Origin of the sequence: Joostella sp. (genome assembly GCF_048266025.1) — a bacterium.
Classification (GTDB): Bacteria; Bacteroidota; Bacteroidia; order Flavobacteriales; family Flavobacteriaceae; genus Galbibacter; species Galbibacter atrarenae.
On record NZ_JBLXAF010000002.1, the window covers coordinates 213,494 to 227,065 of the forward strand.

The following is a 13,572-nucleotide window of genomic DNA, read 5'->3' on the forward strand; positions in this document are numbered from 1 at the left end:
CATCTAAAAGTATTCGCATTAAAAAGTACATATAAAAATGGAAAATCTATTACTTTTTAGTAGGTTTGTGTTAAACATTTTTCCAAACCTAAGTTTGTTACCATTTCTAACAAACTTAAACAAAAAAACACTTTCTTAAATTAAAAAAACATCAACATTTCTATAAAATGGCTATAATTACTTTGACTACAGATTTTGGAGAGCGGGATCACTTTGTAGGGGCCATAAAAGGATATATCCTTAGCGAAATAGAAAGTGCTACTATTGTTGACATCTCACACCTTGTAAATCCTTTTAATATTGTTGAAGCGGCATATATTTTAAAAAATGCTTACAAAACTTTTCCTGAAGGAAGTATCCATATTATTGGGGTAGATTCTGAGCTTACGCCTAAAAATAAACATGTGGCTGTAAAAATAGACGGTCATTATTTTATTGGTGCCGATAACGGAATCCTTTCTTTTCTTGCTAAAGAAATTAATCCTGAGAAAATGGTGGAGATTAATATCCATGACCATATTGAGAGTGTTTTCCCTGTGATGGATGTTTTTGTAAAAGTAGCGGGACATATTTCTCGTGGAGGAACATTGGAGGTTATTGGGAAGCCTATTTCTGAACTGAAAATGTTAAAAGGTTTATCTCCAATTATTAACAATGAGGAGAATCAAATTACCGGAACCGTTATTTATATTGATAATTATGGCAATGTAATTACTAATATCCCTAAGCAATTATTTGATCGTTATAAAAGAGGTCGCGAGTTTGAATTATGGGCTCGCAATCATAAATTTACTAAAATCAATAAAAAGTATAGCGATATTATTAACTTCACTGCACCAGAGATTCTTAATAAAGATGGAGAGAAACTAGCTATTTTTAACTCCTCTTCTCTTATAGAACTCGCAATTTACAGAAGTAATTTAGATACTGTTGGCGGTGCCTCTACCCTATTAGGATTGAGTTATAGAGATACTATTACAGTGAATTTTTTATAAATGAATACGTATTGAACCTAAAGAATGCTAAATAATTATAATGTTTATATTTCTTGATTCAACAACTTTTAAAATTTAAACAACTTAAGTGACTGCAATAATAAAAAGAGAAATCAGTAGTTTTTTTTCCACTCCGATAGCCTATTTAGTTATCGGCTTGTTTTTAGTCCTTAACGGACTATTCCTTTGGGTTTTTGAAGGTGATTTTAATATCTTAGAAAGTGGATTTGCAGATCTTAATCCATTTTTTGAATTGGCACCATGGATCCTACTTTTCTTGATTCCTGCTGTGACTATGAAAAGCTTTTCAGAAGAAAAAAAGACAGGTACTTTAGAGCTCCTCCTCACCAGACCAATTAGCAAATCTAAAATTGTATTGGGGAAATTCTTTGGTGCTTTTATATTAGTAGTTATAGCGCTTATCCCCACTTTATTATATGTAGTTACCATATGGCAACTTGCCAATCCCATTGGAAATATCGACCTCGGAAGTATTATAGGTTCTTATTTCGGACTCTTATTTTTAATTGCTGCATACACATCGATAGGGGTTTTTACTTCTTCTATTACCGACAATCAGATTATTGCTTTTATAGGAGCTGTGCTTATTTGTTTTATTGTTTATTATGGGTTTTCGGGGTTTTCAGACATGGCAAATCTCTCTTTTTTAGAAAACTTCAGCTTAAAACATCATTTTGATAGTATTAGCCGTGGGGTAATAGACCTTAGAGATATTATCTATTTTATAAGTATTTCTACATTTTTTCTAGTAGTAACCATTTTTAAATTGAAGTAACTGTTTTGAAATCTCCCAAAAATAACGCTACAAAAATAGTTGTATTGATTCTAATTCTTATTGGAATTAACTTGATAGCTTCACAGCTTTATGTAAGGTTTGATCTTACAAAAAATAAACGCTATACCCTTTCTGATGCTTCTAAAGCTACCGTTAGCAATGCTACACAACCTATTATTATTGATGTTTTACTTTCTGGGAACCTACCTACAGAATTTAAAAGACTACAAACGGAAACCAAACAACTTCTAGAAGAATTTGGCACGGTTAATAACCAGATTCGTGTAAATTATATCGATCCATTAGATAATAATAATCCTAAAGAAGAGAATATCCAAGCGTTACAAGAACTGGGCCTCACCCCTGCTTCTATTACTATTGAAGAAGGTAATAGTATGTCTCGAGAAGTGCTTTTTCCTTGGGCATTGGTTAATATGGGACAGAAAACTGTAAAAGTATCTCTCTTACAGAATAAATTGGGTGCCAATAGTGAGCAACGCGTTAATAACTCGGTACAACAATTAGAATATGCTTTTGCTGATGCCTTTAAACAGTTAACGATTACTGATAAAAAGAAAATCGCTATTCTTAAAGGAAATGGAGAAGTTCAGGATAAATATCTGGTAGATTTTATAATGAATTTACGTAACTATTACCAGCTCGGAGAATTTAATATGGACTCTTTGGCTAGTAATCCTGAAAAGGTATTAGAAAATTTAAATCGCTTTGATGCTACAATTATTGCTAAGCCTACAGAGCCCTTTTCTGAAACTGAAAAATATATCTTAGATCAATATATAGTAAATGGCGGAAAGACTCTCTGGATGGTAGACCAAGTGGTGGCAGATTTGGACAGCCTACAGAATGAAACATTTTCATCTTTTGCCTATCCTCAAGATTTAAATCTCGACGATATGCTTTTCCGTTATGGGGTGCGAATCAATAAAAAACTAGTTCAAGATTTAATTTCTACGCCAGTAACAGTAACCGATCAGAATGGAGAGATTCCTATCAATTGGTTTTATTCTCCTATGGTTGCTCCAGGAAATAATCACCCTATTACAAAAGGCGTAAATGTTGTAAAATTAGAGTTTACAAATACTATCGATACATTGCCAAATGGAATTGATAAAACCATACTATTAAAGAGTTCGCCGCAATCTAAAGAAGTTGGAGTTCCAAAAGGATATAGTTTAGATGAATTTGATACACAGCAAGACATTGCTACTTTTAATGATGGAAATAAAACATTAGGTGTATTATTAGAAGGTAAATTTGCCTCTGCATTTAAAAATAGAGTTAAACCTTTTAAAAGCGCCAACAATAAAGAAGAAGCGCTTCAAGAAAATAAAATGATTGTTATTGCAGATGGTGATATTATAAATTACAATTATGCAAATAAGAAGCCATTAATTAACGGAATTGACAAATGGACAAAACAAGTGTATGGAAATAAAGATTTCCTTATTAATAGCGTTAATTACCTATTAGATGATGGCGGACTTATAAACATTCGATCTAAAGAGATTGCTTTATCTTTTCTGAATAAAGAAAAAGTGTATCAAGAGAAAACACTATGGAAGCTAATAAACATAGTGGTTCCCGTAATTTTAATACTTGTTTTCGGGTGGTTATATACAACTCTTAAAAGGAAAAAATACACCCTATAAATGTTAATAAGTTATTTTCATTAAAAAAATCAATTAAGATATCTTTGTAAGTGTTAGAAAACTGAGAATTCAATGAAATTTATAGTATCAAGTTCATATTTATTAAAACAACTTCAAGTCTTAGGTGGCGTTATTAATAATAGCAATACACTACCAATTCTTGATAATTTTTTATTTGAATTAAACCAAGATAAACTTACTGTATCAGCATCAGATTTGGAGACAACGATGAGTGCTGTGCTAGAAGTAGATTCAGATTCTGAAGGAAGTGTTGCGGTGCCTGCAAAATTATTGCTAGACACGTTAAAAACTTTTCCTGAGCAGCCATTAACTTTTGTAATAGAAGATAATAACACCATAGAAATAAGCTCTAATCATGGTAAATATGCGTTGGCATATGCTGATGGAGCGGAATTTCCTAATTCTGTAGAGTTGGCAGATGCAAGTTCTACAACTATTCTTGGAGATATTTTAGCAACAGCTATTAGTAAAACAATCTTTGCTTCTGGAAATGACGATTTACGTCCAGTAATGAGCGGAGTATTCTTTCAATTCTCTCCTGAGAATTTAACTTTTGTTGCTACAGATGCTCATAAATTGGTAAAATACCAACGTCATGATGTTACGGCAAGTCAAGTTGCAGAATTTATTATGCCTAAAAAGCCTTTAACTTTACTGAAAGGAATTTTAGCTGGAAACGAAAGTGACGTTACTATAGATTATAACGAGAGTAATGCAAAATTTACTTTTGATAATATTGAATTGGTTTGTAGATTAATCGATGGGAAATACCCTAACTACGAAGCAGTAATTCCTAAAGAGAATCCAAACAAACTTACAATAGACCGTTCTCAATTTTTCGGTTCTGTAAGAAGGGTTTCTATATTTTCGAATAAAACAACACATCAAATACGTTTAAAAATTGCAGGTGCTGAGCTAAATATTTCTGCGGAAGATGTTGATTACAGTAATAAAGCAGAAGAGCGTCTTACTTGTGATTATCAAGGAGATGATATGGAAATTGGATTCAATTCTAGATTCCTAAACGAAATGCTTAACAATTTAACTTCAGATAATGTATCTTTGGAGATGAGCTTGCCAAATAGAGCAGGGATTTTAACTCCTATTGATGGTTTAGATGAAGGAGAACATGTTACGATGCTTGTTATGCCAGTAATGCTTAACAACTAAAAGAAGATAGCAAGAGCTAATGATTTTATATAATTAAACCCCGTCTAAATTGTGTGTTAATTTTAGCACGGGGTTTTTATATTTTTCGGGTTCTCCCTCCTACGCAATTCTTATTTTATAATCTGTAGACTTAGTGGATAATTTGCCACTTCTCCATTACTTACTTTTATTGCATTTATAATCGGAAAAATAAAAGCTATAATTCCTATTGCAATTAGTGTTAGGATTCCAAATCCAAAGAATAAAATTAATGGAATGCTTAAAATGGAATATATCAAAATACTTAATTGAAAGTTGATAATATTCTTTCCATTTTGATCCATATCGATCACATTATCTTTATTACATAACCAAAGAATTAGCGGAGCTATAAGTCCTCCAAATCCGGTAACATAAGTTAATAACTGACTTAAATGGGTAACTACTAATAATTGACTGTCTGTTCGTTGCATAATTTCTTTATGATTGATGGTTATACTATATAGACGAGCCTAAATTACTTTTGTTACAAGAAATTATTCATTTTTTTCTTCTCCCTCGTTATTTAACGATAAATTATTTGAAAAATCTATTGTACGGATTGGGAATGGAATATTAATATCATTCGCATCAAAAGCCTTTTTAATAGCAATAATTGCAGCCCCTTTAGCTTTAGAAATTTGTAATCCAGATGTAGAATCTATCCAAAAACGAGTTTCAAAATTAATAGAGCTATCACCAAATTCAGTATAAAAAAAGATGACATTATCCTTATTTTTTACGGCATCGAACTTATCTGCGATTGTCTGCTTTACTAAATCTTCCACAAATTCAAGGTCAGAATTATAAGCAACACCACACGTAAGCATTACTCTAGATTGTGAGGTTACAGAATAGTTTTTAACAGGATTTTCAATCACCATTTTATTGGGAATACAAACCATATTATTATCGGCCTGTCTTATAGTTACCGTTCTAAGGTCGATATCTATAACTTCTCCTGTGTAGTCATTACTTTCTATCCAATCGCCCATTTTTACATACTTCACAAAAGAAAGTACGATTCCAGAGAAAGTATTGGCTAAAGTACCTTGTAAAGCTAAACCAATAGCTAAACCAGCAACTCCAGCACCAGCAAGGAGCGAAGTAAGAACTTTATTTAGATTAAGGATTCCAAGTGCTAAAAAAAGTCCCGCTAATATTACAGTTATAGAAACAAGTCTAGCGGTAACCTTTTTTACAGTTCCTTGCATTGAAGATTTTGCAAGGAGTCTTAACATTAATGTGTTAACATATCGTGAGATAAAAAAAGAACCGGCAAAAACTACAATTGCCAATATAACATTAGGAAGGCCCACAACTATTGCATCTAGCCATGAGCCTAACTGTTCTAACATTTTATCCCACGCAGATTCTAATCTCTCTTCCATAGAATTACGTGAAATTAATTATAATATTATTTTAATCCGCCTGTAGTTTTTAATCTCCAAGCATCTAGCATCCATGAAGTTTTTTCTAACTCTCTAATATATGCTCCAATTAAATCGATAGTACCTTCATCTCCACCGTTTCCAGCAGTTTCCACTACTTTTCTCATTTGTTTTAAAATGATACCGTGGTCTTCTAACAAGATTTCTATCATTTCCATATCCGTTTTATCACTATCGGATTCTTTAACATTAGAAGTTTTTAGATAATCAGATAGATTACTAACTGGTTGATGTCTTAGCGTTAAAATACGCTCTGCAATCTCATCAACCTTTAATTTAGCATCATCATAAAGTTCCTCAAATTTTTCATGTAAATCAAAGAAATTTTTACCAAATATATTCCAATGGAAATTTCTTAACTTTTGGTAATATAAATGATAATCCGCTAAAAGCGTATTAAGTTCTTTAACTGTATCTGCTGTTTTATCTTTATCTAAATTTAAATAATTAATCATAGTTTTTATTTTAAGATTATATTCTAAAGGTACAAATAATGTAGGCTTACTACAATATTTTAACAAGGTTTAACTCTCTTTGTTAAGCATATTAATAAGTTTTTATTTACAAGTTATCTTCATTTACAATTTGTATTTTTGCAGCAAATTCTGTGTATGAAAATCCAAGATAATATTATAGCGTTAGCTACTCCATCTGGAGCTGGTGCCATTTCTGTTTTAAGAGTTTCAGGTAAAGATGCAATTACAATTGTAGAACCTTTATTTAAATCTATTCGAGGAAAAAAACTATCGGAGCAGAAAACCCATACCATCCACTTAGGACATATAGTAGATGGTAATAAAATATTAGACGAAGTATTGGTTTCTATTTTTAAAGGACCAAACTCATATACTGGAGAAAATGTCATAGAAATATCATGCCATGGATCTCCATTTATTCAGCAAGAAATATTACAACTCTTTTTAAGAAATGGATGCCGAGTTGCAGATGCAGGAGAATTTACACTTAGAGCTTTCTTAAATGGCAAATTAGACCTTAGTCAAGCAGAAGCTGTTGCAGATCTAATCGCCTCAGATAATGAAGCTAGTCACCAAATAGCAATGCAACAAATGCGTGGTGGTTTTAGTAGTGAAATAAAAAAGCTTCGAGAAGAGTTATTAAATTTTGCTTCTTTAATAGAATTAGAGTTAGATTTTGCGGAAGAAGATGTAGAATTTGCAGATAGGACCCAGTTTATAGAACTCCTAAACAAAATTCAGCTTGTATTAAAAAGATTAATCGATTCTTTTGCCGTTGGAAACGTTATTAAAAATGGAATTCCAGTAGCTATTGTAGGAGAGCCAAATGTTGGTAAATCCACTCTTTTAAATGCCCTTTTAAATGAAGAAAGAGCAATTGTAAGTGATATCGCAGGAACTACAAGAGATACAATTGAAGATGAAATAAGTATTGGAGGCATTGGTTTTAGATTTATTGATACCGCTGGGATTAGAGAAACTAAAGATGTTGTAGAAAGTATCGGGATTAAAAAAACCTTCGAAAAAATTGAGCAAGCACAAGTAGTCATTTATATAATAGACAGTATTAAGCTTGTTAATAATAGAGAAAACATCTCTCAAATAAGAGTAGAACTCGAAAAGATAAAAAATAGATTTCCACAAAAACCATTGGTGATTATCGCCAATAAAACGGATACTATTTCTAAGGATCTAACAGATTTTATTGCTGCTGAAATAAAAGATATCGCTGCAGCTAATGTAAAAACTAAAGCACTCCTTATTGCTGCAAAAACAGGAATAGGTGTTGAAGAATTAAAAAATATACTCCTAGAATTTGTAAATACAGGAGCATTAAGAAATAATGAAACCATAATTACTAATTCTCGCCATTACGACTCGCTACTTAAAGCTCTAGAAGAAATAGACCGCGTGCAAGATGGAATGGCAAATGGTATTTCAAGCGATCTTCTCGCTATCGACATCAGACAAGCACTTTACCATTTCGGAGAAATAACAGGAGAAATAACCACAGACGATCTATTAGGAAATATTTTTGCTAATTTTTGTATCGGGAAGTAAGTGTAGTTTTTTTTAATCGCACATTACCTTCTTTTAACTGATATTTAATTTATTGAAATTATACTTATTGTATTTACGTTCTGTTACTCCTGAATCACTTTATTTATTAGTATTATGATATAACCAACATTATAACATTACTAATCCAAAGTGTAATATAATACACTAATCATAAACCTTAAGACCCACAATAAATAAAACTACTGGAAAAGTGTAATATATCGCACTATTCTATGATTTTATAAATATATTTAATTACTTTTACAATAAAAGAGCCATATAATGCACTTTGACAAATTAATCTATATAATAAAAGAGCGAAGAGAAACACTACAAGTTACTCAAGAAATTCTTTCTGATATCTCTGGTGTTGGATTAAGAACGCTTAAATCTTTTGAAAGTGGAAAAGGAAATCCAACAGTGCAAACCTTAACTAAACTAGGAGATGCTCTTGGATTAGAATTAACATTTCAAATTAAGAAAATATAGAATAATTAATGAGGCAAGCAGAAGTATTATATAAAGATGAAGTAGCTGGATTACTAATTCAAAAAGATGATGGAGCTTTCCAATTTAGTTACAGCGATAGTTGGTATAACGATTCGAGTAAACCAGCTATTAGCTTAACCCTTTCTAAAAATGAGCAAGAATACACATCAAAACATCTATTCCCTTTTTTTTATAATATGCTTCCTGAAGGTTCTAACAAACAAGTGGTTTGTTATGAATTACGATTAGATCCAGATGATTATTTTGGTATTTTACTTTCAGTAGCAGGAAATGATACCATAGGAGCTATTAAGATTCAAAAAGTTTAAGCTGCATGAATAAACCTATCATTAAATATTGCCCAGGAACATTAAAAGTAAGTAATGATGCCTATAGTAATCTGTGTCTAAAAAAAATGTTTTTCGGAAGAAAAGTGAGTCCACTACTCCCCTACGAATCACCATCAAGTACAATAGATAGTTCTATTTTTACAGATAACAGAAAGCGAATATCTATCTCGGGAGTTCAAGAAAAATTCTCGGTAACGCTAGATAAAAACCTAATTAGATTAATAGACAAAAATGAACAGGGATTATATATTTTAAAACCTATTCCCAATGTAGGAAAAAATACAGATCAGATACCCGCTAATGAGCATTTAACTATGCAAATTGCTAGTCAGGTGTTTGATATAGAAATTGCATAGAATGCTTTAATGTTCTTTAAAAATGGAGATCCTGCTTACATTACAAAACGATTTGATGTTCTGGATAACGGTGAAAAGTTAGCACAAGAAGATTTTGCCTCACTAGCAGAAAGAACACCACAAACTCATGGTGAAAACTATTAATATTTGGGTAACTATTTAGAATTATTCGATCTATTAAAAAAATATGTTCCAGCCTATCAAATTGAGGCTATAAAATTATTCAAAGTAATACTTTTCAATTATTTAATTTCTAATGGAGATGCGCATTATAAAAACTTTTCATTGATAGAAACACCACAAGGAGATTTTAAACTAAGTCCAGCTTATGATCTATTAAATAGTAGAATCCATATTGAGGATAGAGATTTTGCACTTGAGGATGGACTTTTACCCCTAAATATTGCACAAGGAAAAATTACAGAACAATTTTTTAAATTAGCTGAATTAGCTAATGTTTCTAAAAAGCAAGCTTCTAAGGTATTTAATACTGTAATTGACAATGAAGATAAAGTATTAAATCTCATTAAGATTTCTTATCTCAATAAAAAAACAAAACGCAATTACATCCAGTCTTATCAAACAAGACGAAAAAAGTTATTAAGAAAATAGTAACAATAACTATTTTATTGTAACCGTAAATCCTACTGCTCCTACTCCTGTTTCTGGATTAATAAGCCATGGTCCTTGATAAGCATCTTGGGTTAATGGATAATTATCAGACAATATGTGGGTGATTTTGTCACCTTTATTAAAAATTGGGATAGAAGATATCAATGTTAATTTTCTTGGATTCAATGAGTCAATAACCAACTCTTCTATTGTAGTTAAACGTTTATTATTAGATGCAAATAAATAATCTTTTGCAGAATACATTGCATATTTTTCAACACCTCCTCCTTTAACTATTATTTGCTTATCAAACTCAATACTTAAAGATTTTGATGACTCTAATTTTACATTAATTAATCTTGGGGCTTCAAAATTAACTTTAGATTTATAAAAATCAAATTCTGCTTGACTTGAAATCCAACTAGCTAAAACTTTATACCCATGTGCATGGTAATGACATCCATCATCCAAAAAATAGCTTCCATTTTTAGTATGCGGATTTTCTGTAAATCCATGACGTGTTAAGATACACACATCCATTTTTTCATCTGCGAATTGACGTTGAGCTTCTCTGACAGTTTGATGTCCGCTTTTAGAATTACAACCAGGTGGAGTTTGTATTAGATAAAATTTTTCAAAAGTATAATCCAATTTAAAGTTTGAATACAACTTATTAAGGGAATCTTTATAACTATTTACACTATCTCCTGCATTATTCTCTCCTTGGTTCCAAATAAAGGCTTTTATTTTATGTTTTAACCCTGATGCCTCTAACCTATTATAAAGTCGACCATAAGGAGTATTTAAATCATTATCTATAGTTTTTTGATAAAATGAAATTCCTCCTCCTCCTCCTGCCCCATTTATAATTGCAATAGGTATACCTTGAGAGGCAACTAGGTTTAGGCCTATATTCATTCCTAAAACACCAACCATTCCCTTACCTACTAACTCAGCTCCATTTCGAATATCAGGGGCTTTACCATTTGCTATATACCAATGAGTATCAGATGCCTCAGGACTAACGGCTGGTTTGTTATAAACATGCATTGCACCAATTGTACGAATCCATTTAGCATATGAGGATACCAATGAATCCTTATAAATATTATCATAATCTATTGCCCATGCATTAGATTGTCCATTAATTACATAAACATCGCCAACTGTTATGTGAGTAGCTTTTTTCACCAAACATTCTTTTCCTAGTTGATTTTTTGATTTAGTATATAGTTCCATAGTATAGTTGTGCTTTATAGCTTCAATTTTAATGTCTATAGAAAAGTTCTTTCTTGAGAGAGTTGCACTTCGTCTAATAATTCCTTCAGGATGGTATACCTTGATTATTACACTATCAATGGAACTATTTACAAAACCTGAAATATTAATATTTGCTTTATTATCGTCACCTCTTGCGAAAAATTGATAATTTTCAGGAAAAGATGTTATTGTTATTTGCTCTTTTGATTCTGACAAAAATGAAAAGTTCATATTTACTTCATCATAATAAAAAAATAATTTACTGGAGTAAATAATAAGGGTCAGAATAACTATTTTAATATTCATTATCTATTAAAAATTGGTCTAAATTTTAATTCTGATACTTCAGAAATATTATTGTTTTTAAAATTTATTGGAACACAGGTAAACATCCATTTCCATGAATTTCCACCATGTGGTACTTTCAGAACAATTTTATTCCAGCCTTTATTTAAATGTATTTTTGTTGGAGCTCTGTAAAAATAATCTTCATCAATAAAAGGAATTTCATCAGACTTTTCTTTTACATTAGGTTGTTTCCAAGAGGGAGGATCAATCTCATTATTATTGACCCAAATTTTAGACTGAGTAGTATGCCACTGACCTTGATTAGGAAACGGTCCACCACGCCGACCTCCTGAACGTGACCAGCCTTGAAAACCAATCCAAAAATCTTGAACACGATCATTAGGTGAAAAAATCTCCGTAACAGCATAATAGGTACCTGAACCCTTTTCTGTTAATGCTGGAAAACCAAAAAAATGTTTAAAATGAATTGTACCACCTGCAATTGGATTAGACCATTGATATTTATCTCCATTAATCTTGTAATTATTTTTTAGGGTGTCTTCTATGGGAAATTTTTTAGAAAAATCACCTTGATGATTGAATGGTCCTATTACATTCCAATAAGTTTCACTTTGTTTTATATATGGAAATGATTTATTCTTAAAAAATGAGTCTCTATGAAAGAGCACCTTTTTTTCAAAAGCTTTAAAACCTTCATACTCCTTAGTTTTAATAGAAGGTAGCTTAGCCCAGTATTCTTTGTTATTTTCTTTTCTACCATTCCAAATAGCATCAGAATAAAATAGTATTGAAGGATAAATAGGGTTTTGCATTAAGATATCTTCTTCTTTAGCAACTCTATTGTCTGGCCAAGCACATAGAACACCTCCCAAAGCCAAAGAATCACCTTGAGGTTGTCTACAAGGCTGTTGAAAAAAAAGTCTCACCATACCTGCTAAGGGATCCAAATGGTTGATGTAATTTGCTCTAGAGTCTATAAAGCGATGACCCTTTCTTGGTTCATGCATTGCCCACAATTGATTTATAGAACTTGTATCTTCTTTGACTGAAACTCCCTTTTCCCATACAATCACATCTCTATTATTCTGTTTTATTCTTTCTATTATTTTAAGAATAAAATCATCAGAAACATATTCTTCTTTATTACGAACTTCATCCGTTCCTATATGAATATAAGGCATCTCTTCTGGGCTTGCTAATGAGCATAATTCATCAAAAAGATCCAATAAAACTTTAAGGGCATTCTTATTATTCATAGAGTCATAGCCCATTGCTCCTCTAAATGCTTTTGAGTGCCCAGGAATATCAAACTCTGGAATTACTGTAATGTTACGTTCTTTACAAAATGATATAATATCTTTAAATTCAGCTTGGGTATAATATTTACCTTTGTTTCTAGATGTATAAGCTTCAGATTGTAATTGTGGATATAACTTACTCTCTAAACGCCATCCTGGGTCATCTGTTAAATGCCAATGGAAAACATTGTATTTATATTGAGCCAAAACCTCGATCTGATCTTTTAATTGTTCTATAGATTGAAAGTTTCTTCCAGTGTCATGTAAAAACCCTCTTATTTGAAATACTGGCCAATCTTTAATTTTTAAAACTGGTAAAATCCCTTCGCCTTGATTTATTCTAAAAATCTGTTTTAATGTTTGAATTGCATAATAAGCTCCTTTTTGAGATGCTGCTGAAATATAAATTCCATCGTTAATAATCAAACCATATGTCTCATCAGATATTTCATTTAGGTTTGATGATTTTTTAAAAACTATTTTTAGTCCCTCTGCAGAATTATTAATTCCTTTATTTGAAAAAAACGATTCTAGATAACTTCTTTCATTAAAAAAAGATGTACCCTTTATATTTATGGAATTAAAAGAAATCTCTCCTCCTTGAAAATCGATTTCTTTTGGTGTTGGTATAATAGGATATTTATCCTCAATTTTAATTATTTCTTGTGCATAACAAGCGTTGTTTATAAATGTTATGATAAAAAATAATTTTAAATACGTAGTTAGAATTTTATTCATAAT

14 protein-coding genes are annotated in these 13,572 nt (G+C 31.2%); 9 read left to right on the forward strand and 5 right to left on the reverse strand.

All coding sequences use genetic code 11. The annotated features are described in order from the left end of the window. The first annotated feature begins 167 nt into the window (after nt 1–167). The 4 genes from ACN0TY_RS06740 to dnaN all read left to right on the forward strand — a co-directional run bounded on the left by ACN0TY_RS06740 (nt 168) and on the right by dnaN (nt 4,652). Nucleotides 168–995, forward strand: coding sequence for an SAM hydrolase/SAM-dependent halogenase family protein (locus ACN0TY_RS06740; RefSeq protein ID WP_236958240.1), 828 nt, complete (start codon nt 168–170; stop codon nt 993–995). An 88-nt stretch (nt 996–1,083) separates the two neighbouring features. Next, nucleotides 1,084–1,791 (forward strand): gliding motility-associated ABC transporter permease subunit GldF, encoded by a 708-nt coding sequence (gene gldF, locus ACN0TY_RS06745; RefSeq protein ID WP_417443870.1) that lies wholly within the window; start codon nt 1,084–1,086, stop codon nt 1,789–1,791. Nucleotides 1,792–1,796: 5 nt separating this feature from the next. After that, nucleotides 1,797–3,461 (forward strand): gliding motility-associated ABC transporter substrate-binding protein GldG, encoded by a 1,665-nt coding sequence (gene gldG / locus ACN0TY_RS06750; protein ID WP_417443871.1) that lies wholly within the window; start codon nt 1,797–1,799, stop codon nt 3,459–3,461. Between the two features lie 72 nt (nt 3,462–3,533). Beyond that, nucleotides 3,534–4,652, forward strand: a complete 1,119-nt coding sequence (gene dnaN / locus ACN0TY_RS06755) for a DNA polymerase III subunit beta (protein ID WP_236958237.1) — start codon at nt 3,534–3,536, stop codon at nt 4,650–4,652. Nucleotides 4,653–4,762: 110 nt separating this feature from the next. Here the strand turns inward: dnaN and ACN0TY_RS06760 are convergent, their stop codons facing one another. The 3 genes from ACN0TY_RS06760 to ACN0TY_RS06770 form a co-directional block, all read right to left on the reverse strand. Next, nucleotides 4,763–5,104: a DUF4870 domain-containing protein gene (locus ACN0TY_RS06760; RefSeq protein WP_236958236.1), complete on the reverse strand. Its 342-nt coding sequence runs from the start codon at nt 5,102–5,104 to the stop codon at nt 4,763–4,765. A 63-nt stretch (nt 5,105–5,167) separates the two neighbouring features. After that, nucleotides 5,168–6,061: a mechanosensitive ion channel family protein gene (locus tag ACN0TY_RS06765; protein ID WP_417443872.1), complete on the reverse strand. Its 894-nt coding sequence runs from the start codon at nt 6,059–6,061 to the stop codon at nt 5,168–5,170. A 26-nt stretch (nt 6,062–6,087) separates the two neighbouring features. Beyond that, nucleotides 6,088–6,573 (reverse strand): Dps family protein, encoded by a 486-nt coding sequence (locus tag ACN0TY_RS06770; RefSeq protein ID WP_236958468.1) that lies wholly within the window; start codon nt 6,571–6,573, stop codon nt 6,088–6,090. A gap of 159 nt (nt 6,574–6,732) precedes the next feature. On the opposite strand from ACN0TY_RS06770, the gene mnmE reads away from it, so the two are divergent. The 5 genes from mnmE to ACN0TY_RS06795 all read left to right on the forward strand — a co-directional run bounded on the left by mnmE (nt 6,733) and on the right by ACN0TY_RS06795 (nt 9,964). Beyond that, nucleotides 6,733–8,157 (forward strand): tRNA uridine-5-carboxymethylaminomethyl(34) synthesis GTPase MnmE, encoded by a 1,425-nt coding sequence (gene mnmE / locus ACN0TY_RS06775; protein ID WP_417443873.1) that lies wholly within the window; start codon nt 6,733–6,735, stop codon nt 8,155–8,157. Nucleotides 8,158–8,439: 282 nt separating this feature from the next. Then, nucleotides 8,440–8,646, forward strand: coding sequence for a helix-turn-helix domain-containing protein (locus ACN0TY_RS06780; protein ID WP_417443874.1), 207 nt, complete (start codon nt 8,440–8,442; stop codon nt 8,644–8,646). A gap of 8 nt (nt 8,647–8,654) precedes the next feature. Next, on the forward strand, nt 8,655–8,975 hold the full coding sequence (locus ACN0TY_RS06785) for a HipA N-terminal domain-containing protein (protein ID WP_417443875.1): 321 nt from the start codon (nt 8,655–8,657) through the stop codon (nt 8,973–8,975). Between the two features lie 5 nt (nt 8,976–8,980). Next, nucleotides 8,981–9,352: a hypothetical protein gene (locus ACN0TY_RS06790; protein WP_417443876.1), complete on the forward strand. Its 372-nt coding sequence runs from the start codon at nt 8,981–8,983 to the stop codon at nt 9,350–9,352. Between the two features lie 147 nt (nt 9,353–9,499). Then, entirely contained in the window at nt 9,500–9,964 is a 465-nt protein-coding gene (locus tag ACN0TY_RS06795; protein ID WP_417443877.1) for a HipA domain-containing protein, read from the forward strand. 9 nt (nt 9,965–9,973) lie between these two features. Here the strand turns inward: ACN0TY_RS06795 and ACN0TY_RS06800 are convergent, their stop codons facing one another. Next, nucleotides 9,974–11,455, reverse strand: a complete 1,482-nt coding sequence (locus tag ACN0TY_RS06800) for a sialate O-acetylesterase (protein WP_417443878.1) — start codon at nt 11,453–11,455, stop codon at nt 9,974–9,976. Nucleotides 11,456–11,529: 74 nt separating this feature from the next. Continuing rightward, complete coding sequence (locus ACN0TY_RS06805) at nt 11,530–13,569, reverse strand: family 20 glycosylhydrolase (protein WP_417443879.1); 2,040 nt, start codon at nt 13,567–13,569, stop codon at nt 11,530–11,532. Between the last annotated feature and the right edge of the window lie 3 nt (nt 13,570–13,572).